The sequence below is a fragment of the Gordonia terrae genome, from assembly GCF_051789125.1.
Classification (GTDB): domain Bacteria; phylum Actinomycetota; class Actinomycetes; order Mycobacteriales; family Mycobacteriaceae; genus Gordonia; species Gordonia terrae_A.
This window is the reverse complement of record NZ_CP196526.1, coordinates 3,600,805-3,623,103: the sequence shown is the minus strand read 5'-3', so window position 1 is coordinate 3,623,103 and position 22,299 is coordinate 3,600,805. Positions and strand designations below refer to the sequence as shown.

Genomic DNA, 22,299 nt, shown 5'->3' with positions numbered 1-22,299 from the left:
CCGTAGCCGAGTGTCAGATGATCCCGGCCTCGCGCAACGCGGCGATCTCGTCCTCGGACAACCCGAGTGACCCGCCGTAGACGGCGTCGTTGTCGCATCCCGGCGCGGGCGGCCCGGCGTTGCGGACACCGCCCGGGGTCTCGCTGAACTGCGGCACGATGCCAGGGCCGAGCACCGTGCGCTGTGCACGCTCGTCGTAGTGCTCGGTGATCATCCCGCGTGCACGTAGGTGCGGGTCTGCGACCACCTCGGCGACTGTGTTCACCGGACCCACGACAACGCCTGCCGCACCGAGGATCTCGGTCAGCTTCTCCGGGGAGTGCTGCTGTGACCATTCGCCGATCAGGTCGTCGAGTTCGTCCTGGTTGCGGCCGCGTGCGGCGTGATCGGCGAACCGCTCGTCGGTCGCCAGTTCGGGCTGTCCCATCGCTGCGCACAGTCTCGCGAAGACGGAGTCCTGATTGGCGGCGATGATGACGTGGGTGCCCTCGCTGGTGGGGTAGAGGTTCGACGGTGCGATGCCGTCGAGGCGGGTACCCGACGGCCCGCGCACGACACCGCCGGCGTCGTAGTCCGCTATCGCCGACTCCTGCACCGCGACACAGGATTCGATCAACGAGGTGTCGACGACCTGACCCTTGCCGGTCACCGAACGCCGAACCAGCGCGGCGAGTGCCCCTTGTGCCGCGAACATCCCTGCCAGGGTGTCGCCCAGCGACAGGGCGATGCGCGGCGGGAGCTGGCCCGGATACCCGTTCAGGTGGCGCAGCCCGCTCGCGGCTTCGGCGACCGAGGCGTAACCGGCGCGCGTCGAATCCGGGCCGGTCTGGCCGTAACCGGACACCCGCACGACGACGAGTCCCGGATTGCGGGCCAAGAGAACGTCGGGTCCGATGCCCAGCCGTTCGAGGGTTCCCGGGCGGAAGTTCTCGACGACGACGTCGGCGCGATCGACCAGAGCGAGGAACAGCTCGCGGCCGCGGTCCGACCGCAGGTCGAGCGTGATCGCTTTCTTGTTGCGCCCGTGGACCGTCCAGTAGAAGCGGTGTCCGTCGACCTCGGCCTGACCCCAGGTGCGGATCGGGTCGGGCTTGCCGGGCGGCTCGATCTTGATGACGTCGGCGCCCATGTCGCCCAGCAGGCGAGCCGCATGTGGCCCGGCGATCAGCGTGCCCAATTCCAGGACGGTGACGCCGTCGAGCGGGCCGGAAACGCCCGTCGCTCCGGCGGAGGTGTCGGTCATCAGGACAGTGTGGCCGGTCGGTCGGCCCTCGCCAAGCCTCGACACCGCCGCCACGTGGATCGTGTTGCAGTTTCGCCCGCTCACCGGGATCCATCGTTTGGAACGAATCTGCCCCGACGTGTCATTGGTGGGGGACTCCGGCTAGGGTGTGTGTCGTTCAACACACAGGGGAGGCTGCGAACATGGTTGATCACGCGTCGGGAACGGGACTCCTGCCGGATATCCGGCTGGCCGACATGGTGTCGGGAGTCGCGTCGCTTCGCAGTGACGCCGGCACGATCCTGCGCACCCTGCCGCAGATGCTGCCCAAACCGCCGACGACCAAGATGTCGATCGGCAAGCGCTTCCAGCAGAGTGTCGCCAAGTATCCCGATCGGGATTTCCTGCGGTTCGAGGGCACCTCGATCACCTACCGCGATGCCAACGCGCGGGCGAACCGGCTCGCCGACTTCCTGATTCGGGAGGGCATCGGTCGCGGAGACGTCGTCGCCGTGCTGTCGCGCAACCACCCGGATGTGGTCATCACGATGCTCGCGATCGTCAAGACCGGCGCCATCTGCGGCATGCTGAACTACAACCAGCGGGGCACCGTCCTCGAACACAGTCTCGGTCTGATCGAGCCGAAAGTCGTTCTCTACGAACGTGAACTACTGGAGGCGCTGGAGTCGGTGCCCGCCGGATGCCGCCCGGCCAAGGAGTTCACCTTCGACGAGCTCGCCACCCTGACCGCGCGTTGCTCGCCCCTCGACCTGCCGGTCACCGAATCGATCGAGGTCGGTTCCACGGCCATCTACATCTTCACGTCCGGTACCACCGGATATCCCAAGGCCAGCAAGATGAGTCACCATCGGTGGCTGGTCGCCTTGAACGGCATCGGCGGACTCGGCATCCGGTTGCGCGGCGACGACGTCATGTACACGGCGCTGCCCTTCTATCACAACAACGCACTCACGATCTCGGTCTCGTCGGTCCTCGCGTCGGGCGCCTGCCTGGCCATCGGCAAGCAGTTCTCGGCGTCGCGATTCATCGACGAGATCATCGAGAACGACGCCACTGCTTTTGCCTACATCGGCGAGCTGTGCCGGTATCTCCTCGCGCAACCGCCCAGGCCGACCGATCGAGCGCACCGCCTGCGCCTCGCCGTCGGCAACGGGCTGCGCCCGGACATCTGGGACGCCTTCACCGAACGCTTCGGCATCGATCGCGTCGTCGAACTGTATGCCGCGAGTGAGGCCAACATCGGGTTCATCAACGTGTTCGGCTTGTCCAAGACGGCCGGATTCTCCCCACTCCCGTACACCATCGTCGAATACGACGAAGAGACCGGAGAGCCGCTGCGCGGTCCCGACGGCCGCGTGCGGCCGGTGGGCAAGGGTGGCACGGGACTTCTGCTGGCACAGATCAACTCGCGGGTGCCCTTCGACGGGTACACCGATCCGGCCGCCACCGAGCGCAAGATCGTCCGGGACGCGAAGCGCAAGGGCGACAAGTGGTTCAACAGCGGCGACGTCGTCCGTGACCAAGGCTTCTCCCACATCGGCTTCGTCGACCGCATCGGGGACACCTTCCGCTGGAAGGGCGAGAACGTCGCGACCACCGAGGTCGAGGCCGTCCTCGACGCACACGAGTCCGTCGAGGAGGCCGTCGTCTTCGGCGTGCCGGTCCCCGGAGTCGACGGCAAGGCCGGCATGGCAGCCATCAGCGTGCGGGACGGGTCTTCGTTCGACGCAGACGGGTTGGCGCGGCACGTGCGCACCGGACTGCCGGCCTATGCACTGCCGTTGTTCGTGCGGATCGTCCCACAGCTCGAGCACACGTCGACGTTCAAGAACATGCGCACCGAACTGCGCAAGCAGGGGTATGCCGAGACCGGTGACGACCCGCTGTACGTGTTGTCGGGGGAGAAGTACGTGCAGTTCTACCCCGAATTCGTCGACGAACTCGCCGGGGTGCGCCGGACGACCTGACGCGTCAGGCAGCTCGCAAGGCCGACAGTCGCTCGCCGACGAAGTCGAGAGCGCTGCGCTGCCAGAGGCCGATGTGGTCCAGCATCGGGTGGCCGCCGCCGGGTACGGGGATGAACTCGGCGTCGATGCCCGTGGCGGCCAGTTCGTCGATCCCCTTGCGGGTCCGTTTGGCCAGCGTCCGTGTGTCGGCATCGCCGTGTACCGCGACCACGCGCGCGCCGGGCTGGATGTGGCGCCAGTCGGCGAACTGCCACCACGGTGCGAGTCCGAGAACGCCGATGACCCGGCGGTCCGCGGCGAGGTGCGCTGCCACCCGCCCGCCCATGGAATGGCCGATCGCGACGACCGGGACGCCGGGGTGCCGTCGGCACATCTCGTCGAGTGCGGCGCGTGCGGGCAGCATGGGTGAGTTCTCCTCACCGTTCCAGCCATACACGCGATAGCGGACCTGGTGCACGCGCACCGACCGGCCGAAACGCAGTCGCAGTGACCACGTGAACGGGTACATACGCAGGGCGGACGGCTGCCAGGGTGTGAAGGGTTGGTGACTGTTGTCGGTGCCGCCCGGGAGGACGAGCACGAGCAGGCCCGGGGACAGGCGGCCGGGCGACAACAGCCCGGACAGTCCGGAGATCAACATGTGTGCAGGGCCTTCCCACGCGGCGTCGACGATCGTCTCACCGTAGCGATTCGCTCGCCGCGGCCGATCGGATCGGTTCGTCAGCCGGGCGAACCCGGCTGGGAGTGGCAGAATCGCGGTATGGCACATCCTCGCGCTGGTACCTTGGCCCTGCCCGAAGACCTGGTCGATGTGGACGCGTTGGTGCGTGCCTACTACGACAACGTCCCTGATCCGTCGGACCCATTGCAGCAGGTCGTGTTCGGGACATCCGGGCACCGTGGTTCGAGTTTCGACAACGCGTTCAACGAAGCCCACATCCTCGCCACGACGCAGGCCATCGTCGACTACCGCCGCTCGGCCGGCATCTCGGGCCCTCTGTTCATCGGCTTCGACACGCACGCGCTGTCGGTACCCGCGTGGCGGACCGCGCTGGAGGTGCTCGCGGCCAACGAGGTGACCGTCTACACCGCGGAAAGCGACTCGTTCACCCCCACGCCGGCGGTCAGCCGCGCGATCCTCACGTTCAACCGGGACAACCCGGGGGTCTCCGCCGACGGCATCGTGGTCACCCCGTCGCACAACCCTCCCCGCGACGGAGGTTTCAAATACAACCCGCCCACCGGCGGCCCGGCCGACACCTCCATCACCTCCGTGGTGGCGGCCCGCGCCAACGAACTGCTCGAGCAGAAGCTCGACGGCGTCAAGCGCATCCCCTTCGAACGGGCGCGCGGCGGCGAGTACGTGCACGACTACTCGTTCCTGCTCAACTACATCGACGGACTCGGCGACGTCGTCGACATGACGGCGATCCGGGATGCCGGCATCCGGATCGGCGCCGACCCGCTCGGCGGAGCGTCGGTCGGTTACTGGGCGCTGGTCGGTCTGCGGTACAACCTCGATCACCTCACAGTCGTCAATCCGACTGTGGATTCGACCTTTTCGTTCATGACGCTGGACACCGACGGCAAGATCCGGATGGACTGCTCGTCGGCCAATGCGATGGCCTCCCTCATCTCGGCCCGCGACTCCTACGACATCGCGACCGGCAACGATGCCGACTCCGACCGTCACGGCATCGTCACCCCCGACGCCGGCCTGATGAACCCGAACCACTACCTGGCCGTCGCGATCGACTATCTGTTCACGCATCGTCCGCAGTGGTCGGAATCGGCGGCGGTCGGCAAGACGCTGGTGTCGTCGTCGCTGATCGACCGGGTGGTCGCGGGTATCGGGCGGCCACTGCTCGAGGTCCCCGTCGGTTTCAAATGGTTTGTCGACGGCCTGTTGAACGGCCGCGTCGCGTTCGGCGGCGAGGAGAGCGCCGGGGCGTCGTTCCTCACCTTCGACGGCAGCCCGTGGTCGACGGACAAGGACGGCATCATCATGGCCCTGCTCGCGTCGGAGATCCTCGCCGTCACCGGGAAGACGCCGTCGCAGCGGTACGCCGAACTCGCCGAGGAGTACGGGTCGACGGCCTACGCCCGGATCGACGCACCGGCGTCCCGGGAACAGAAGGCAGTCCTGTCGAAGCTGTCGTCGGATCAGGTGAAGGCGACCGAACTCGCAGGCGAACCGATCTCCGCGATCATGACGTCGGCGCCGGGCAACGGTGCGGCGATCGGCGGATTGAAGGTGACCACCGAGAACGCGTGGTTCGCCGCACGACCCTCGGGTACCGAGGACGTGTACAAGATCTATGCCGAATCCTTCAAGGGTGCAGAACATCTCGCGCAGGTGCAGAAAGAAGCCCAGCAGGTCGTCGATGCGGCGCTGGAAAGCTGAACGCCGCCCGCCGCCGAACGACCGGGGCTTCGCGCTGATCCCTCAGACAATTATCAGTGCTGCGCGGATATTGTCGGAATGTGAGCAAGAAGCGTAAGCCGGGAGCCTCGGTGCCCCGCACCACCAACTCGAAGTATCAGCCGAGCGCGCCGTCGAACACGATGACCTACGTCCTCGGGGGCATCGCGGTACTGGTGATCGCGGGCCTCGTCATCGGCGGGATCTGGTGGAGCGGGCGCGACAAGGGCGAGGCGGACCAGTCGGCGCTCGCCGCGAGTTCGACGATGATCGTGGGCCCGGAAACGGCGCCCCTCATCGACGTCTTCGAGGACCCCATGTGCCCGGTGTGCAAGGTCTTCGAGCAGCAGTCGGGTCCGGCCATCACCAAGGCCGTCACCGAGGGCAAGCTGCGAGTCCGCTACCACACGCTGAACTTCCTGAACGCACGGTCGGCGACCGGTGACTACAGCTCCCGTGCCTCGGGTGCCCTCACCTGCGTTGCGGGCGAGCAGAACACCGACCTGTTCCTGCGATTCCACAGCGCACTGTTCACCGCGCAGCCGCCAGAGGACGGCACCGGCAACATCACCAGTCCCGAGCTCGCACGGATGGCGACCGAACAGGGTGCGACTCCGGCCACCGCGACATGCATCACCGACAACGCGAAGGTCGCACAGGCCGAGGAGAACGCGAAGAAGTCGACCGACGAACTGTCGAAGGCCACCGGCGGACAGGTCGGCACACCCACCGTGCTGCACGACGGGAAGCCCGTCGACGGCGTCCTCGAGGGCAACGCCTGGCTCGACAACATCCTGGACGGCAGCAACTCGTGACCCGCAGGACGCCGGCCCGACACCACCCGGGTCGGCGTCCTGGCGATTTGGCTGGCATCACCGAGATGGTGTAACTTCGCCAGTGCCCTTGAACAGGGCGGAACAACAAAATACGGGGCTATGGCGCAGCTGGTAGCGCACCACACTGGCAGTGTGGGGGTCAGGGGTTCGAGTCCCCTTAGCTCCACTCGACAAAGCCCGTTCCGACATGTGTCGGGGCGGGCTTTTCTCATGGGCGGCCACGACACCGTATCGGCTGTCGACCGTCCGAGCAGCCGCCTCTCGGCTCATCCACCCTCGGTATTTGTACCGATGACAGCCGTCACCGCTCCGCTGATGCTGTGTCCACCGACACGCAGACTCGGACGGAAGGAACGATCGTGGCAACGACCACCGGATACATCTGGAACACGCTCTACGGGTGGGCAGACACAGGCAGCGGCGGCATCTTCCCGCCCAGCGTCGACGCACTGACCCAGCCGATCGCGCATCACGTCGCACATCCCGACACCAAGAGACGGCTCCACGAGCTGATCAGCGCCTCCGGATTGATCAACTCGCTGCGGCAACTCGAGCCGGCGCCCGCAACCCGCGAGGACGTCCTCAGGGTTCACGACGCCACCCACTACGACCGCATCGTCACCGAGAGCGCCCTACCCAAGGGCGGCGACGCCGGTGACGGGGTGTCGCCCTTCGGCAACGGCGGGCATCACATCGCGCTGCTCGCGGCCGGAGGCGCGATCGAGGCTGTTCGAGCGGTCGTCGACGGTACCGTGCGCAACGCCTACGCACTCATCAATCCCCCGGGGCATCACGCCGAGCGCGCCACCGGGCGCGGATTCTGCATCTTCAACAACGGCGCTGTCGCGGCGGCCCACGCGCTCGACGTGCTCGGGATGCGGCGGGTGGCGATCGTCGACTGGGATGTCCATCACGGGAACGGTGCCCAGGACATCTTCCGGGAGTCGTCGAAGGTGCTGAACATCTCGGTGCACCAGGATCGCTGCTTCCCGTCCGACTCCGGGTTCCGCGACGAGCGGGGTTCCGGTGACGGGTTCGGATACACGCTCAACGTCCCGCTGCCTCCCGGCGGGGGCAGCGGCGCATACGAGTACGCCTTCGACGCGGTGGTCCTGCCCGCGCTGCGCGCGTATCGTCCTGAACTCATCATCGTGGCAAGCGGATTCGACGCATCGATGATGGACCCCCTGGCGCGTATGATGTTGCGCGCCGACGGATTCCGATCGCTCGCCCGCAAGATCATCGACGTGGCCGATGAGGTGGCCGACGGCAGACTCGTCTGTCTCCAGGAGGGTGGGTACAGCCCGTACTACGTTCCGTTCTGCGGGCTGGCGGTGGTCGAGGAACTCGCGGGCGTGTCGACCGGCACAGCCGATGCGTTCGCGCCGATCCTGGGGCCCATGGGCGGCGACGACCTGCTCGCCCACGAGCGCGAGGCGGTCGACGCAGCCAGGGAACTGCTGGCGGACATCACCTAGGGAACGAGTCGCGGTAGATCCGTGCCAGCTCGTCCACGGGCGCGGTCGCGGGGCCGGGGATGACGGTTGCGGTCGCCGTCGCCCTGGCGACCGCTTCGGTCCGTCGGTCCACCCCGAGTTTGCGTCGGATGTTCACCATGTGCGTGTGCACCGTCCGCGGACTGAGATCCAGTCCCGCGGCGATCGCGGCGTCGGTGCGTCCCACCACCAGTCCGCTGAGTACACGTGCCTCCTGTGGGCTCAGATGCCACACCCGGTCGGGGGTCACCGGCCGGGCGGTCACCCTGATGTCGCCGAAGTCGCCCAGGCACGAGAGCGTCACCCGGTACCACGCCCCCTGATGCCACCAGAGGTGCCGGAGTTCACCGGCGCCGCAGGTGACGAAGTGGTCCACGACGTGTGCGAAAGCCTCGTCGGTGACGAACGGGACATCCGGCGGACCGGCCGGGAGGAATCGGGCACCCTGGCGGAGGTAGATGGTCGACCCGGTCGGTGTGGTCGAGTCCGTGGGGTCGGCCGCAACCGCGGACGACGGCGCTCTCCGAACGGTCTCGGCCGTCTGGCCCGGTCGCAGTACCAGCGCCAACAAGCCCGACAGATCGCGGGCCAGTGCTCGCTGTGGCGCCGAGAACGCGTCCGGGCGTCGAGCGGAGAAGTGCGCCAGACCCATGTAGTCGCCGCCGTCGAACAACTCGACCGTCATCCCGTCCACGAAACCGTCAGCCCGCAGATAGTGCTCGAACAACACTGTGCGGGTGAACTCTTCGCGGACCGCGCCACCGGCGTCGCTGATCGACAGCGGCAGTCCGTCTCCGGGGTTGAGCCGGTGGGTGAACCCGATCTCGTAGTCCCGCGGGAACAGATGCTGGAGGGCCCAGGCCGAACCCGAGGTGTACCCCACCTGCGAGACGATACGAGACCGTGCGCCCTTCGGCTGGTGGACCAGCAGCGCGGCGTCGAAACGTACATGAGCCTGGAGCAGTTGCACCGCTCGCGTCAACTGCCCCCGCGTCAGATCGGTTGCCGGATCGCTCATTTCGCCAGTGTAGTAGCGTCTGGCAGAAGCCGCGGCGGGTTTGTCACCTCCGCTGCGTCGGTCAGTCCCTTCCGACACCGACCGGCATGGGGAGGATCTCGACGCGGGCAAGACCCGAGGTGACTGCCGGGTCGGCGTCGCTGATCGCGCGGACCACGTCCTCGGAATCGGCGCGCACCACACCAAGGCCCCAGTTCCCGGCCGGGTCGACGACGGGTCCGAAGATCACCGCGGTCCCGTTGTCGAGCAGTTCCGACCAATACGCGCTGTGACGGCCCATGATGGCCGCCTCGTCGTCGGACATGTCGCCCGGACCGAAAGTGGGCCGGGGCGGCACGAGTTTGTACACGAAATGGGTCATGACGATGCCTCTCGGTGAGCGGTGGGGGTTGCTTCGATGACGGCGGCCGACGCTGTCAACGCGGTCGCCCAGCCACCGGAGTAGGCGCCGGAGCTGTAACCGCCCGGCGCCGCGCAGTCTTCACGCAGCTGGTCGTCGGTGAGGCGTTCCCACCCGCGGTGCTCCACGGACACCCGGGTGAGCGCCTCGCCGAGTGAAGTGAACGTCAGCTCGACTTCGGTGGGTTCGGGCGTGTTCAGCCACGACATCACGAAGCGGCCCGGCGGTTCCCACACGGCGAGCCGGCCCCATTCGGCCGTGGTGCCGTCGTCCCATGTCTCGTAGACGCGGCCGCCGGCGTGCTCCTCGATCGTCACCGTGCGTGCTCTGTCACCGCCGACCGACATCGGCTGCAAGGGCCACCACGTGCCGATGGTCCGGACGAAAGTGGTGAAGACGTGGTCGAGATCGCTACGGACCGTGACGGATTGACGTATCGGCGGGCGGCTCAGGGGGAGGACCGAACCGTCATCCGTATCGCGCGGGGTAGCGGTCTGGCCCTCACCCGGCACGGTTCACCTCGTCGTCGGTCAATCCGCGCTCGGCCTCCACCAGCTGCCGCGCGATGTCGAGAGATGACGCCCACATGCCGTCGAGCATGTCGCGCAACTGGTTGATGCCCTCGGGTCGCGTGCGGTAGATCCGGCGAGTTCCCTCGCGGCGTTCGACGAGCAACCCCGCGTCCTTCAGCACCGAGATGTGCTGAGAGATCGCGGTCCGACTGACCTCGAAATGCGCGGCGATCTCACCCGCCGCCAGCTCGTGTCCGGAGACGAGCTCGAGGATCGCGCGGCGTCGGGGCTCTGCCATGGCACGCAATGCCTCGTCGACGCCCGGCTGGTTCTCGGTCACGACCAGAGCCCGATCGAGTTGCCGTCGGGGTCGGCGAACATCGCGAATCGACCGAAACCGTCAGGCAGATCGGTGGGCCCCACGAGCTCCTTGCCACCGAGGGTCTCGGCCCGGTCGAGGGCAGCCCGCAGGTCGTCGACATGCATGTACACGGCGACGCCACCGGCTTTTGCGGGTTCGGACACGGCACCGATGCCGCCGGCGATTGCGCCATCACCCGCGCCGGTGTCGACAAGCGAATAGTCGGGGCCGGAACTGTCGTCAATGGTCCAGTCGAACAGATCGCGATAGAACGCGGTGAGACGGCTGGGGTCGTGCGAAGTGATCTCGAAGAACGCGACGGGTGCTCCCATGATGACTCCTCGTTCTGGCATTTGTCGGTCACCACTAACGTTAGCGGATACTGACAAAGGGCGCCAGTGGTGTCGGATTCCGACCACCCCGGAGTCGGCCGCCCTTCACGGTTCGCTCACCTCTTCCGTTCCCGCTCATCGAATTTCAGTGAGCGGGAACGGAAGAGGTGAGCGCGACGACGGCCGTCGCGGTGCTACGCGGCGTCTCGGATGATCTGACGTTGCGTCGTGAACATCTCGGCCAGATTGTTGTTGACCTCGGGGTCCACGGCGGGTGGGGCGTCGTCGACGGTGTTGTGTGTGACCGAGAACGACACGCCCCGTTCCTCGCCGATGACGAGGATCCCCGCAAGATTCAGCTCGAAGGCGCCGACCTTGTACGCACCCGTCATCCGGACCGCTTTGTACGCGCCGTCGATCGGTAGGTCCACCTCGGTGAGTGTGAGTGCGACAGGGACGTCGCCGTCGTCGAGCGTCAGTGTGAACGAGGAACAGGCGGCGAGGATCTCGTCGAAATCGTCGTACCCGTTGTCTGCCGGTTTGGTGACGTCGGCGCTGTAATTGTCCAGCCCGAACAGGATCTCGCTCGACGACGAGGTCTCGGTGAGCTCGCGTTCGGCTCGTTCGTTGGTGGTCTGCTGGGAGTTGACCAACGTCGCGCACTTCTCGTTGTCCACCGAGCTGGCATCGTCGTCGGTGTTGCCCGTCTCGGTGGTGAAATCGCCGGTGATGTCCGGGAACCGGTCTTCCGGCAACACCATCTCGAGCGCCGACGCGGTCGGAGTCGAGGGCTTGTCGTCGCCGCCGATCAGAGTCAGCGCCAGCACGACTGCGACGACGACGATCAGGACGAGGACGAGTCCGCCGCCACCGATGAACCACCATTTCTTGCCGCCGCCGGACTTCGGCGGGGGAGGTTGCCGGCCGTAGGGTGGCTGGCCGAACGGTTGTTGACCATATGGCTGTTGCCCGTACTGCTGTTGGCCGTGCGGTTGTTGGCCGAACGGCTGTTGAATGCCGGGCTGCTGGCCATACGGTTGCTGGCCAGAGGGCTGCTGACCGTAAGGCTGCTGTCCCGCGGGCGGCCATCCGGGTTGCTGCGGCCCCTGCGGACCCATTGCGGTCGGTTGGTTCGGGTCATAGGGAGTACCCACGGTCGGCTCCTCGTGGTCGGGTGACCTCGGGAGGTTATCGCGCTCCGAGACCCACCTCGGGGAGTTTCATGTGACCGAATGAGCACAGCGGGTTCGCGATGCACAGCTCGACAAACCCTCCACGGATGGACAGGTCCACCCGTGTTCGGCGGGTGGACCTGTCCATCGGTGGTGGGTTTACGGAAGCAACCGGTAGGCGCCCCCGCGACCGGAACGGACCGGGTGGCGTCCATCCGGCCTCACGGTCGCGGCACCCCGATCGGGTTGGGAATCGGTATGACGCCCCGATCGACCAGCACACGCGCCAGTGCGGTGAGTACACCGAGAGTCCACTCCGCGTCGGGGAGTGCACGCCCGGCCCGCGCGGCCAATCGATCGGTGGTGTCCTCGATCGACTCGCGTAATGCGGTACCGCGGTCGGTGAGGGCTCCGGCGGGGGTGAGGATGTCTCGTTCGACGAGTTCGCGAAACGCGTCGTCCCACTGTTCATCGGTCCAGCCGCGGTTGGCCTGGATGATCTCCCGGGTGACCCGACCGTCGGCGATGTGGGTCATCGACGCCTGCAGACCGCTGAGACCCGCGGCGGTCGCGGCGGCGACGTGACCGTCACCGCGATGCTCACGCAGGATCGTGGTGGACAGCCACAGTCGCCGGCACAGGCCGGCGGGCCGGTCCACCGCGCACCAGGCGCCGGCAAGTGCGCGTCCGTCGAAGCCCAGACCGTCGACCGCGCGTTCCAGGTTGTCGGTGACCCGACGGAGGTCGTCGGTCGACCCGGCCGAGACATGTTCCCCGAGAACCTGATCGGCTGCAGACAGACGCGCCTCGACAGCTGCCTGCGGGGTGATGCGCGTCCAGATCTTGGGAACCGCGCGAGCCACCATCGACGGCGAGAACCCGAAGAACAGTGCGGTCACGACCTCCGGCGGTGTAGGTCCCAGCGGGGCGGCCCGACCGGCGAAATAGCCGTTCCACCAACCGGTCAGGCCGCTCTCGGCCATTGCCGCAGCGAACCTCGGATCGAAATAGCACACGGCGTGAACCGGCTCGTAGGCGCGCCACAACCGCCGCTCGGGGTTGTCGTCTCGAGTTCTCACCGGAGCCGTACCGTGCGATCAGTCCGCAGCAGGCTCATCGGGTTCGGCAGCTGATGCTCTCGGATAATCCTCGTTCTCGTCGGCGTCGACGGGCGTGGCCTGCTCGGCGACATCGGCGTCGTTGGCGTCGAGCGGAACGGCCGGCGCCTGATCGGTCGCGGGATCGGCGTCGACGGGCTGCCGCTGCTCGATCGCGTCGGCGTCGCTCGCTTCATTGGGCAGATCGGACTCTGACATGGCGATCACTCCTCTCGTGTCCACTTGCTTCGCACCTACAGGTCTACCCGAAAGCCTCGGCTCGTTCCCTCAGCGCTGCGGTTCGCCGATCCGCACGACGTGTGCCCACTCCGGCGGCGGAGCGGGGGCGGAGGGCACCCCGACGCCGGACATGCCCGGCGCAGGCCATCCGGTGAGCGGTGTGTACGCATAGGCCTCGCGATGGAACAGTCCGATGATCGTCCGGCATCCTGGCCTGCGGTTCGGCCACGGGGTGTGACCGTCGGTCAGTGCCACGACGACATCGGGCCGGTGTCGCAGTGCTCTCTCGAACCCGGTGCGAAGGTCGGTGCCACCGCCGCCGTGCAACGGTATGTCCTCCGCCCGGCAGATCGGGTGCACCACCCGCGCGGCGGCATCGCACGACAGCACGGACAAGAGGTCGCGCCGACCGCTGACGGCCCGCGAGATCGCGGCGACCTCGAGCAGTGCGCTCCCCAGCTCGGCATCGCTGACCGACCCCGACGTGTCGATGACGACGCTCACCCGGGGCGGGGTGCGTCGCAGGCTCGGCACGATCACGCCGGGCAGCGCGGCCGACCGTCGTGCCGGTCGGCCGTAGGTGTAGTCGTTGCCGACGCCTGCCGTCGACACCGCGGTCCGGATGGCCGCGCCGAGAAGGGTCTGCCACGGCTGCGGCGGGTGGACGGCCTCGCGCGCCCATCGGCGCCAGCCCGCAGGCACCGAGCCGGGGCGATCGGAGATCGACCTCGCGACCGCGAACCGCACCGCGTCCCGCTGCTGCGCGCCGAGGCCGTTCGCTCCGCCCGGACCCAGCTCCCACTCGCGGTCCAGTCCGTCCGCCCCGCTGCCGCATTCGACCCAGCACATCTGGTCGGTGGCAGGCCCGAGACGGAACTGACGGAGATAGTCCTCCATCAGCTCGCCGGCGGGCAGCTCCAGCATCGTCGGACGGACGGCGTCGACGGGAGTGATCAACCCGTTTCCGTATGCATCGTCGTTGATCTCGAGATCGGCCGCGATGTTCATCCGCAGTCGTTCCGCCGGGCCGCGCAGTCCGTGGGCGCGGGCGTAACGGTCGCTGCGTCCGTGATGATCGCGCAGAAGGTGGGAGACCAGGTGCACCAGATGAGCAGCGATCTCCTCCTCGGGCCGAGCGGTGAGGAAGGCAGGCGAGAGATAGCACCGCCAGTAGCGGTCAACGCTCATGGTGGGCACGCGTGACGACTCGACGATGTGCAGCGCATAGAGTGCCGTCGCCATGTACGGCCGGGCGCGAACCGCGTGCAGGCGCGCGGCATACACCTTGTCCGAGAGTCTGATCGACGTCTCTGACGGCGTGCTCGACGTCCCCGACGGGATCGAGGATGTCTGGGGTGACGTCATCGCGGTGCGGTCGCGCGATCGGCGGCCTCGTCGGCTGCCCGCGAGACCGACACCACCCCGGCCAGCTGGTCGATGGCGTCGGGAACCTCCCAGTCGTCACGTCGCAGTGTGGCCAGCGTCGTTGCGGGCACCACCACCAGATCGGGTGCCCCGGACCGTGCGGCGCGGGCGAGCACCTCCCATGCCGCGTCCCACCGGGATCTGTCGGGATGACGCCGGACAGCTGCGACCACGGCATCGAGTGTTGCCTGGCGCAGGTCGCCTCGTTCGGGGAGCTCGGCCGCCGATGGATCGGCCAGCAACAGTTCGGGATCCGGGAGGTCCATGTGGTCGATACTCGCCAGCAACTCGAAGCCGGGTCCGTCGCCGACGGCCCCCCGGATCAACAACGACACGACATCGGGCGACGCCGATGACGCGGTCGCGAAAGCGAGTAATCGGATGGTCGCGTCCCAGCTCCGCGGTGACGGCCACGCGCCGCCCCGGCGGGTCTGGCTGCCCGGCAGCTGATGCACCAGCGCGGGACGGGCCGCCAGGAGGGTACACACGGCACGACGAGCGAATTCGACGGCCGCGGCGAACTTCTGGCGGTCCAGGGTCGGCAGGGTCGCGTGCGGCCACGTCCCGCCCAGACCGCGTACGACGACGTCGTGGTCGTGAGTCCAGTGCAGGTGGACGAAACGGTTGGCGAGTGGTGCGCTCAGCTCCCATCCGTCTGCCGCCGACGACGGTGGATTGGCGGCGGCCACGATGCGGACACCGGGAGGGAGTTGCAGTGCGCCGACTCGCCTTTCGAGCACCAGCCGCAATAGAGCGGCTTGCACCGCGGGAGGGGCCGTGGACAGCTCGTCGAGAAACAGCAGTCCGCGACCGGCATCGGCGAGGCGAACCGCCCAGTCGGGTGGTGCCATCGGCACCCCACGCGATGCCGGGTCGTCGCCGACGACCGGGAGCCCGGAGAAGTCGGACGGCTCATGGACGCTTGCGATGACGGTGGTCAGTGGCATATCGAGCGAATCGGCCAGTTGCGTCAGCGCAGCGGTCTTGCCGATACCGGGCTCGCCCCACAGCACGACGGGCAGGTCGGCGGCCACGGCCAGCGCGAGAGCCTCGAGTTGATCGTGGGGGCGTGGTTCGCTGGTGACGGCGCCGAGGAGCGCCAGCAGTTCGCCGGCTGTCTCGAGCTCGTCGGCATGGGGCAGTGTGGTCACAGAGTCTGTGGACATGGTTCACCTGGGGTTCGGGGGCGCGGGGAAGTGCGGTGGGTCGGGATCGGGGTCAGCCGAGAGTGGCGTGTCGCGGGCGCGCACGCCGTCGTCTGCCGGCACGGCGCCGCCCGCCGGGAATGGCCGGAAGAGGCTGTGACGCAGCGGTGATCGAACCGGAACGATATGCGTCGTAGGTCTCCCGCTGGATACGGAATCTCTCGAGCTCATCCCGCAGAGGCCCGTCCCGCAGGTCCGCGTCGGGGCCGAGGAGCTCCTCGACTGTTGCCAATGCACCCTCGACGTCGCCGAAGTCGAGGCGGTCTCGCACTCCGGCGAGGCAGTCCGGTTCGCGGTGGGCCCGATCGATGGCCTGCAGGCAGGGCAGGGGTGTGCCCGTGAATGCGGTCAGCATCTCCTCGCGACGGATTTCGTCGCGATCATGGTCGAGGGCGGACAGGACGCCGTCGGCGAGTCCGATGCGGTGCGGTTGTCCGCGGCACTCGACGATCTGGACACCGTCGTCGGGTCGGGCGGCTCGACCCACCCGCGACGGGTGGAACTCCGGCGCGAGCGCGGTGGCCACGAGTGGGTGCAGTCGATCAGGTGTGATCGCCCCGCATCGGAGTAGTTCGAGGTCGGGCAGAGTTCGGGTGGCGGCGTCGGGCAGGACGGATAGAGCGATGAGTTTGTCAGCGGGAATATCTGTGGCCCAGTACATCTCGGATGGTTGACCGTCCCGGAGGATGAGGTCACGTCGCGCACCGACCCGTATGCGAACCCTGTCGGTGCGGCAGCCGTCTGCGCGACGGAGGATGGCGGCCTCGGCCGCCCACCGATCGAGAGCGTAGCCGGGTGGGATTCCGGGTGGCTGTCCGGGACTCGACCGGGTTGCGGAAGATGCTGCACCCGAACGTCTTCGAAGATCGTCGACATGGCGTACGTCCCACAGATGCCGGTGCAGGTCCAACCGGAACCTCCGGTTGGGTCGGGGGTGAGGGTGCGGATCGGGTTGTCGACCGTCCCACACCGCCAGCGAGAACCGCTGACCTGCGTCGGCCCAGGCGGGCGGAATGCGGGCCACGAGGTACACCGAACCTGTTGCGGCAAAACGTATGTCGCGGTCAAGCGCGTACCGGGCAAGCGCGATGGTCAGGCCCGGGCGGAGGCGGCCGGTCGGCGTGACCCGAGGAAGATGCCATCGCAGGAGGTCGGGAGCGAGATGGCGGAGGTCGTTCTCGATCCACTCGGCAAGGTCGGGGCCGTGGCGGCGCCGGATCTGCGCGAGATCGATGTCGGAATCGACGCCCGCTGCGTCGCAGGCCCCCGACCAGTCACCGGAAAGGCGTTTGGCGGTGGCATTTTCGATCATGGAGGGCGGTACCGCGAAATCGCGGACACGAACCCAGAAGGAGAGTCGGGGAGGGATTCCGGTCGTGGTCGGAAGGTGCATCAGCACTCACCGCGCACGACGTGGACCCCCGATCTTTGTTCAGAGTGAGTAATCACCTGTCGAAATATACCGTGCCGCAGTCGTCTTGGCCAGAGGGGCCGACGCTGGGGTGTGAGCGGAGGCTGTGAACCCCTCACTTGACCGCCTTGTCGACGAGGGTGGCGATGGTCTACTCGGCCTGGGCGTCCACGGCGCTGACGACGTACGACGACGGCCAGAAGCCGCTGTCGTCGAGGATGGCATCGGGGTGAAGCAGAAAGTGGAGTAGCGCTCCTCTAGTCGTGACCGGTCTCGCGTGTCGCCTCAGACCCGCCCGCGCAGGATCGCGTTCCAGTAGAGGCGCGGAAGCACGTAACGGTCGAAGGCCCAGGCGCTCCGGCGGGGCTTGAGCGGGTCGATGACCGAGGGCAGCGACGAGGTGACGGTGCCGTCGCGGTCGAACTCTGCGGCGATGAGGTGGTGGGCGTCGGTGGCGATCGGGGCGACGGTGTATCCGTCATAGCTGTCGAGCTGTTCACCGGCCCGAGCCGCGGCGAGGTTGTCGGCGAGCACCGCGATCTGGCGTCGTAGCCCGCCACCGGACGGGTCGGTCGCGATCGCCGCGCCGTCGCCGGCCGCCCAGACCGACGGATGGGTGCGGTGGCGCAGGGTGTGGGGATCGATGTCGACCAGGCCGTGTTTGCTCTCGGCGGCGAGCCCGGAGTTCGCCACGATGTCCGGGCCGCGGAACGGCGGGACGAGATGCAGCATGTCGTAGCGCACCTGCTCTGCGTTTCCGTCCGTCACCACCGTGACCCGGCGGTCGACGGGATGCAGGCGCACCTCACTGTCCAGCAGAACCCTGACACCGAGGTCGTCCAGGCATCGGGTGAGTCGCGCGTCGAGACCGTCGACGCCGAGCAGCTGGGGGCGGTCGACGACGAGGGTGATGTCCAGGGTGTCGAGGATTCCGATGCGTCGCCAGTGCGCAGCCGCGAGGAACAGCGGCTTGTAGGTGGTGCCGGTGCAACTGACCGGCGGCCGCGGGACCGTGAACACCGCGCTCCCGCCGCGCGGCATGGAAGCCACGACGTCCCAGGTCTGTTCGGCACGATCGAGATAGTTGCTGCCGACGGCCGGATCGGCGATCGCCAGATCGATTCCGGGCATCGCGTTCTGGTCGGGTACCAGACCCACGGCCAGGATCAGATCGCGGTAGCCGACGTCGACGCCGGAAGCGCAACGTACTGTGCGACTCTCGGCGTCGACGACGAGAGCGGTATCACGCAGCCATGTCACCCCGTCGGGAGTCACCGACCGCTGGGTGCGTTCGGCGTCGGTGAGGGTCGCCTGTCCGCCGCCGACATAGGAGAGGAGAGGGCGGTAGGTGTGCACGGCCTGCGGTTCGATCACCGCCACATCGGTGATGCCGAGTCGCCGGAGACGGGCCGCGGCACTGATGCCGGCGTTCCCGCCGCCGACGATGACGACGTCGAAGTGCCGGGGCTCGCGAGTTGAGGTCATGGCGCGGGGTACCCGGGCGGGGACGTCGGAAAACGCGCGTGTGTTTCCCGGCTCGGGCTCGGGCACGGGGTGGTGCGACCATGGACCGATGACCGCCACGCTCGTCGCCAAGGACGTCGCCGGGGGATACGCCCACCGCGTCCTGTTCGATCACCTCGACCTCACCGTCGCTCCCGGCGATGTGATCGGTGTCGTCGGTGCGAACGGAGCAGGCAAGACGACTCTGCTGAGGGTTCTGGCCGGTGACCTCCCACCGCTTGAGGGTTCGGTCGATTGTGCGCCGGCCGATGCCTTCGTCGGGTGGCTCCCACAGGAGCATGAGCGTGTCCCGGGCGAGGTCGTCCGGGACTACGTCGCGCGCCGCACGGGATGCGCGGCGGCGACTCAAGCGATGGATGCGGCCGCAGATGCACTCGCCGACCCCTCCGCGAACTCCGCCGCGGGCGATCCGGCCGAGGTGTACGCGACCGCGCTCGACCACTGGCTGGCCACCGGGGCCGCTGACCTCGACGAGAGGCTGCCCGCCGTCCTCGCCGATCTCGGGCTCGGCGACGGCGTCATCAGCCCGGATACCACCCTCATGACAGATCTGTCCGGCGGCCAGGCTGCCCGGGTGGGACTCGCCGCGCTGCTGTGTTCGCGTTTCGACATCGTGCTGCTCGACGAGCCGACCAACGACCTCGACCTCGACGGTCTCTCCCGCCTCGAAGAGGTCGTCGCGGGCATGCGGGGCGGCGTGGTCCTGGTGAGTCACGACCGGGAGTTCCTGGCGCGCAGCGTGACCCGGGTCCTCGAGCTCGATCTCGCGCAGCACACCAATACGGTGTACGGCGGCGGTTACGACAGCTACCTCGAGGAACGGGCGGTGGCGCGGCGTCACAAGCGCGAGGAGTACGACGAGTTCGCGGCGAAGAAGGCCGACCTCGTGGCCCGCGCGCGAACGCAACGGGAATGGTCGAGTCAGGGTGTCCGCAACGCCATGCGCAAAGCGCCGGACAACGACAAGGTACGACGCCGCGCTGCCACCGAATCCAGTGAGAAGCAGGCGCAGAAGGTCCGGCAGATGGAGAGCCGGATCGCGCGTCTCGACGAAGTGGCCGAGCCGCGCAAGGAGTGGGTCCTCGAGTTCACCATCGGGTCCGCACCCCGCTCGAGTTCGGTGGTGGCCACCCTCAACAATGCCGTCGTCCGCCAGGGAGAGTTCGTGCTCGGCCCGGTGTCCCTGCAGGTGAATGCCGGCGACCGCATCGGCATCACCGGCCACAACGGTGCCGGCAAGACGACGCTGTTGCGTCTGCTCCTCGGTCGAGTCGAACCGGACGACGGCACCGCTCGACTCGGCACGAACATCGCGATCGGCGAGATCGACCAGGCGCGCGGCCGGTTCACCGGTTCCGCGCCGCTGGCCGAATGCTTCGAGACCCTCGTCCCCGAATACTCCACCGCGGACGTGCGTACGCTGCTCGCCAAGTTCGGGCTGCGAGCCGATCACGTCGACCGGCCGGTGGGAGAGCTGTCGCCCGGCGAACGCACCCGGGCGGGGCTCGCGCTCCTGCAGGCACGCGGCACCAACGTGCTGGTGCTCGACGAGCCGACCAACCACCTCGACCTGCCGGCCATCGAGCAGCTCGAGTCCGCTCTCGATTCCTACGACGGCGCGGTACTGCTGGTGACCCACGATCGGCGCATGCTGCAGAACGTCCGCGTCGACCGGCACTGGGACGTCGACGCCGGGCGGGTCACCGAGAGCTGAGGTCAGCCCGCCAGCCGCGTGTCGACGCCGCGCACGTCTGCCGGCAGGTCTTCGTCGGCGGTCCCGAGTCCGAGGTGTTCACGCAGGGTGGTGCCCGCGTACTCCTTGCGGAACAGACCGCGGCGCTGTAGCTCGGGGATCACGTAGTCGACGAAATCGTTGAAGGTGCCCGGGGTCTGGGCGGTGGAGACCATGAAGCCGTCGGCCTCGCCGCCGGTGAAGGATTCTTCGATCTGGTCGGCGACGTCAGAGGCGGTACCGACGAACTGGGGGAGCAGAACTCCCTGGGCGTAAAGCCTCCCGATGTCCCGCAGCGTGAGACTGTCGCGCTCGGAGAGCCGCCGGGCCAGGTCGAACAGGCCCTGGGTGCCGGGCACTTCGACGTGTTCGACCGGAGCATCGAGGTCATAGACGGAGAAGTCGTGATCGGTGTGCACCGACAGGGTGATCAATCCGGAGATCGGATCGGCGAGTTCGTTGTGGAACGCCTGCTTCTCCCGCGCGATCGACTCCGTCTCACCGATGAACGGGATGAAGGCCGGGAAGATGTTGACGTGGTCGGGATTTCGGCCGAAGTTCGCCGCCCGCGACTTCACGTCGTCGTAGTACGCGCGGCGACCCTCGGGGGTCGGGTCGATCTCGAAGATCGCCTCCGCCCACCGCGCGGCGAAGTCTCTGCCGGTGTTCGACGCGCCGGCTTGGATGAGCACCGGCCGGTGCTGCGGTGAGCGCGGCTGATTCAGCGGGCCGCGGGTGCGGTAGTGGACGCCCTGGTGATCGACGGTGTGGATTTTCGACGGGTCCGCCCAGACGCCCGACTCCTTGTCTGCGGTCACGGCGTCGGCGTCCCAGCTCGACCACAACTTGACTGCGGTGCTCACGAACTCCTCGGCGCGCACATACCGTTCCTCGTGTTCGACATGGTCGTCGAAGCCGAAGTTCTGCGCCTCGGCCTGGGAGAGCGATGTGACGATGTTCCATCCGACGCGTCCCCGGGTCAGATGGTCGAGAGAGCCGAACACGCGCGCGAGTTCGTAGGGGTGAAAGTACGTCGTCGACTTGGTCACCGCGACCCCGAGGTGCGTGGTGACGGCGGCGATGCTCGCCGCGACCAGACTCGGATCGATAGTCGCGGCCGCCTGCGTGCCGCGGCGGAACGGCTCGGACTGATCGCCCCCGAAGCGGACCGGCGCAGCGAGTAGATCGGCGAAGAACGCGAAATCGAATTTCCCGCGTTCGAGGATGCGGCCGACCCGGTGGTAATGGTCCGGTCCGAAGAAGTCGGTCTCCGAACCGGGATGGCGCCACGCGGCGTGCGAGTGGGTCACGGGGGAGGCGATCAGAAAGCCGCCGAGGTGTAGCTGGCGTGTCACGCGTTGCGTCCTTCGATTGTGTTGAGCCCGCTGATGTCTGCTCACCGGGTGACGGGGCGGTGTTCAGTGAAGGCGCCCGGCGATGCCGGAGCCAGGTTTGGCGTCGCCGTGATCGCAACGTGGGTTTCGGCGACCGCGCGGGGTTGACATACAACCGATTGGTTGTATGTTTGTGTTGTGGCCGAGACGGCAAGCGAGACGACAGACGAGGACCGGGCCGACGCCCTGTTCCACGCGCTGTCCGACCGCACTCGTCGCGACATCCTGCGACGAGTGCTCGCCGGCGAGCACTCGGTCTCGGTACTGGCCGCGAAATACGACATGAGCTTCGCGGCGGTGCAGAAGCACGTGGCCGTCCTGGAAAGGGCGGGTCTGCTCACCAAGCGCAGGCAGGGGCGTGAGCAGCTGGCCAGTGGGGATGTTGCGGCCGTCCGGTCGGTGGCTTCCATGCTCGCCGAACTGGAACAAGTGTGGCGCGGCCGTATCGCGCGCATGGACGATCTATTCGCACTCGAATCAACCACCAACACAACACCATCGGAGGAATGACC

The 22,299-nt window shown here is 67.7% G+C and carries 21 protein-coding genes and 1 tRNA gene; 7 read left to right on the top strand and 15 right to left on the bottom strand.

Annotated elements, in window-relative coordinates:
• Positions 1-13: 13 nt before the first annotated feature.
• Complete coding sequence (locus ACSUZC_RS16510) at positions 14-1,243, bottom strand: CaiB/BaiF CoA transferase family protein (protein ID WP_439029586.1); 1,230 nt, start codon at positions 1,241-1,243, stop codon at positions 14-16.
• A gap of 182 nt (positions 1,244-1,425) precedes the next feature.
• On the opposite strand from ACSUZC_RS16510, the gene ACSUZC_RS16505 reads away from it, so the two are divergent.
• On the top strand, positions 1,426-3,210 hold the full coding sequence (locus ACSUZC_RS16505) for a long-chain-acyl-CoA synthetase (RefSeq protein ID WP_439029585.1): 1,785 nt from the start codon (positions 1,426-1,428) through the stop codon (positions 3,208-3,210).
• A 4-nt stretch (positions 3,211-3,214) separates the two neighbouring features.
• Here the strand turns inward: ACSUZC_RS16505 and ACSUZC_RS16500 are convergent, their stop codons facing one another.
• Complete coding sequence (locus tag ACSUZC_RS16500) at positions 3,215-3,850, bottom strand: alpha/beta hydrolase (protein WP_439029584.1); 636 nt, start codon at positions 3,848-3,850, stop codon at positions 3,215-3,217.
• Positions 3,851-3,970: 120 nt separating this feature from the next.
• Between ACSUZC_RS16500 and pgm the strand changes: the two genes are divergently transcribed.
• The 4 genes from pgm to ACSUZC_RS16480 all read left to right on the top strand — a co-directional run bounded on the left by pgm (position 3,971) and on the right by ACSUZC_RS16480 (position 7,946).
• A complete protein-coding gene (gene pgm, locus ACSUZC_RS16495; protein ID WP_439029583.1) occupies positions 3,971-5,614 on the top strand; it encodes a phosphoglucomutase (alpha-D-glucose-1,6-bisphosphate-dependent) in 1,644 nt (547 codons plus the stop codon).
• An 80-nt stretch (positions 5,615-5,694) separates the two neighbouring features.
• Entirely contained in the window at positions 5,695-6,447 is a 753-nt protein-coding gene (locus ACSUZC_RS16490) for a DsbA family protein (RefSeq protein ID WP_439029582.1), read from the top strand.
• 114 nt (positions 6,448-6,561) lie between these two features.
• Positions 6,562-6,634, top strand: a tRNA-Ala gene (locus ACSUZC_RS16485).
• A 193-nt stretch (positions 6,635-6,827) separates the two neighbouring features.
• Positions 6,828-7,946, top strand: coding sequence for a class II histone deacetylase (locus ACSUZC_RS16480; protein WP_439029581.1), 1,119 nt, complete (start codon positions 6,828-6,830; stop codon positions 7,944-7,946).
• Here ACSUZC_RS16480 and ACSUZC_RS16475 read toward each other — a convergent pair.
• From ACSUZC_RS16475 to ACSUZC_RS16420, 12 genes are all read right to left on the bottom strand, one after another.
• Entirely contained in the window at positions 7,939-8,982 is a 1,044-nt protein-coding gene (locus ACSUZC_RS16475; protein ID WP_439029580.1) for a helix-turn-helix transcriptional regulator, read from the bottom strand. The two genes, ACSUZC_RS16480 and ACSUZC_RS16475, sit on opposite strands and share 8 nt — an antisense overlap.
• A gap of 61 nt (positions 8,983-9,043) precedes the next feature.
• Complete coding sequence (locus tag ACSUZC_RS16470; RefSeq protein ID WP_439029579.1) at positions 9,044-9,343, bottom strand: YciI family protein; 300 nt, start codon at positions 9,341-9,343, stop codon at positions 9,044-9,046.
• Complete coding sequence (locus tag ACSUZC_RS16465; protein ID WP_439029578.1) at positions 9,340-9,894, bottom strand: SRPBCC domain-containing protein; 555 nt, start codon at positions 9,892-9,894, stop codon at positions 9,340-9,342. Before ACSUZC_RS16465 ends, ACSUZC_RS16470 begins: the two co-directional genes overlap by 4 nt.
• A complete protein-coding gene (locus ACSUZC_RS16460; protein ID WP_439029577.1) occupies positions 9,884-10,234 on the bottom strand; it encodes an ArsR/SmtB family transcription factor in 351 nt (116 codons plus the stop codon). Before ACSUZC_RS16460 ends, ACSUZC_RS16465 begins: the two co-directional genes overlap by 11 nt.
• On the bottom strand, positions 10,231-10,587 hold the full coding sequence (locus tag ACSUZC_RS16455) for a VOC family protein (RefSeq protein ID WP_439029576.1): 357 nt from the start codon (positions 10,585-10,587) through the stop codon (positions 10,231-10,233). The genes ACSUZC_RS16460 and ACSUZC_RS16455 overlap by 4 nt, the downstream gene beginning before the upstream one ends.
• Positions 10,588-10,781: 194 nt before the next feature.
• Positions 10,782-11,741 carry a hypothetical protein gene (locus ACSUZC_RS16450; RefSeq protein WP_439029575.1) on the bottom strand — a complete coding sequence of 320 codons (960 nt, stop codon included), beginning with the start codon at positions 11,739-11,741 and terminating at the stop codon, positions 10,782-10,784.
• A gap of 239 nt (positions 11,742-11,980) precedes the next feature.
• On the bottom strand, positions 11,981-12,838 hold the full coding sequence (locus tag ACSUZC_RS16445; RefSeq protein ID WP_439029574.1) for an SCO6745 family protein: 858 nt from the start codon (positions 12,836-12,838) through the stop codon (positions 11,981-11,983).
• An 18-nt stretch (positions 12,839-12,856) separates the two neighbouring features.
• Positions 12,857-13,075, bottom strand: coding sequence for a hypothetical protein (locus tag ACSUZC_RS16440; protein WP_439029573.1), 219 nt, complete (start codon positions 13,073-13,075; stop codon positions 12,857-12,859).
• Positions 13,076-13,144: 69 nt separating this feature from the next.
• Entirely contained in the window at positions 13,145-14,461 is a 1,317-nt protein-coding gene (locus ACSUZC_RS16435) for a vWA domain-containing protein (protein WP_439029572.1), read from the bottom strand.
• On the bottom strand, positions 14,458-15,687 hold the full coding sequence (locus ACSUZC_RS16430; protein ID WP_439029571.1) for an AAA family ATPase: 1,230 nt from the start codon (positions 15,685-15,687) through the stop codon (positions 14,458-14,460). Before ACSUZC_RS16430 ends, ACSUZC_RS16435 begins: the two co-directional genes overlap by 4 nt.
• A gap of 52 nt (positions 15,688-15,739) precedes the next feature.
• Positions 15,740-17,038: a hypothetical protein gene (locus tag ACSUZC_RS16425; RefSeq protein ID WP_439029570.1), complete on the bottom strand. Its 1,299-nt coding sequence runs from the start codon at positions 17,036-17,038 to the stop codon at positions 15,740-15,742.
• Positions 17,039-17,422: 384 nt separating this feature from the next.
• Positions 17,423-18,622, bottom strand: a complete 1,200-nt coding sequence (locus tag ACSUZC_RS16420) for an NAD(P)/FAD-dependent oxidoreductase (protein WP_439029569.1) — start codon at positions 18,620-18,622, stop codon at positions 17,423-17,425.
• Between the two features lie 88 nt (positions 18,623-18,710).
• On the opposite strand from ACSUZC_RS16420, the gene ACSUZC_RS16415 reads away from it, so the two are divergent.
• The gene (locus ACSUZC_RS16415) at positions 18,711-20,375 is read left to right on the top strand and encodes an ABC-F family ATP-binding cassette domain-containing protein (RefSeq protein WP_439029568.1); all 1,665 of its coding nucleotides are present in this window, start codon (positions 18,711-18,713) and stop codon (positions 20,373-20,375) included.
• Between the two features lie 2 nt (positions 20,376-20,377).
• On the opposite strand, the gene ACSUZC_RS16410 is transcribed toward ACSUZC_RS16415, so the two are convergent.
• Positions 20,378-21,748: an LLM class flavin-dependent oxidoreductase gene (locus tag ACSUZC_RS16410; protein WP_439029567.1), complete on the bottom strand. Its 1,371-nt coding sequence runs from the start codon at positions 21,746-21,748 to the stop codon at positions 20,378-20,380.
• 177 nt (positions 21,749-21,925) lie between these two features.
• On the opposite strand from ACSUZC_RS16410, the gene ACSUZC_RS16405 reads away from it, so the two are divergent.
• Positions 21,926-22,297, top strand: a complete 372-nt coding sequence (locus tag ACSUZC_RS16405; protein ID WP_439029566.1) for an ArsR/SmtB family transcription factor — start codon at positions 21,926-21,928, stop codon at positions 22,295-22,297.
• The last annotated feature ends 2 nt before the right edge of the window (positions 22,298-22,299 follow it).

What these genes read in the sequence shown, in the direction of transcription:
- ACSUZC_RS16510 (WP_439029586.1), bottom strand. Translation starts at nt 1,243, where the DNA reads ATGACCGACACCTCCGCCGGAGCGACGGGCGTTTCCGGCCCGCTCGAC.
- ACSUZC_RS16505 (WP_439029585.1), top strand. Translation starts at nt 1,426, where the DNA reads ATGGTTGATCACGCGTCGGGAACGGGACTCCTGCCGGATATCCGGCTG.
- ACSUZC_RS16500 (WP_439029584.1), bottom strand. Translation starts at nt 3,850, where the DNA reads ATGTTGATCTCCGGACTGTCCGGGCTGTTGTCGCCCGGCCGCCTGTCC.
- pgm (WP_439029583.1), top strand. Translation starts at nt 3,971, where the DNA reads ATGGCACATCCTCGCGCTGGTACCTTGGCCCTGCCCGAAGACCTGGTC.
- ACSUZC_RS16475 (WP_439029580.1), bottom strand. Translation starts at nt 8,982, where the DNA reads ATGAGCGATCCGGCAACCGATCTGACGCGGGGGCAGTTGACGCGAGCG.
- ACSUZC_RS16470 (WP_439029579.1), bottom strand. Translation starts at nt 9,343, where the DNA reads ATGACCCATTTCGTGTACAAACTCGTGCCGCCCCGGCCCACTTTCGGT.
- ACSUZC_RS16455 (WP_439029576.1), bottom strand. Translation starts at nt 10,587, where the DNA reads ATGGGAGCACCCGTCGCGTTCTTCGAGATCACTTCGCACGACCCCAGC.
- ACSUZC_RS16440 (WP_439029573.1), bottom strand. Translation starts at nt 13,075, where the DNA reads ATGTCAGAGTCCGATCTGCCCAATGAAGCGAGCGACGCCGACGCGATC.
- ACSUZC_RS16435 (WP_439029572.1), bottom strand. Translation starts at nt 14,461, where the DNA reads ATGACGTCACCCCAGACATCCTCGATCCCGTCGGGGACGTCGAGCACG.
- ACSUZC_RS16430 (WP_439029571.1), bottom strand. Translation starts at nt 15,687, where the DNA reads ATGTCCACAGACTCTGTGACCACACTGCCCCATGCCGACGAGCTCGAG.
- ACSUZC_RS16425 (WP_439029570.1), bottom strand. Translation starts at nt 17,038, where the DNA reads ATGATCGAAAATGCCACCGCCAAACGCCTTTCCGGTGACTGGTCGGGG.
- ACSUZC_RS16420 (WP_439029569.1), bottom strand. Translation starts at nt 18,622, where the DNA reads ATGACCTCAACTCGCGAGCCCCGGCACTTCGACGTCGTCATCGTCGGC.
- ACSUZC_RS16415 (WP_439029568.1), top strand. Translation starts at nt 18,711, where the DNA reads ATGACCGCCACGCTCGTCGCCAAGGACGTCGCCGGGGGATACGCCCAC.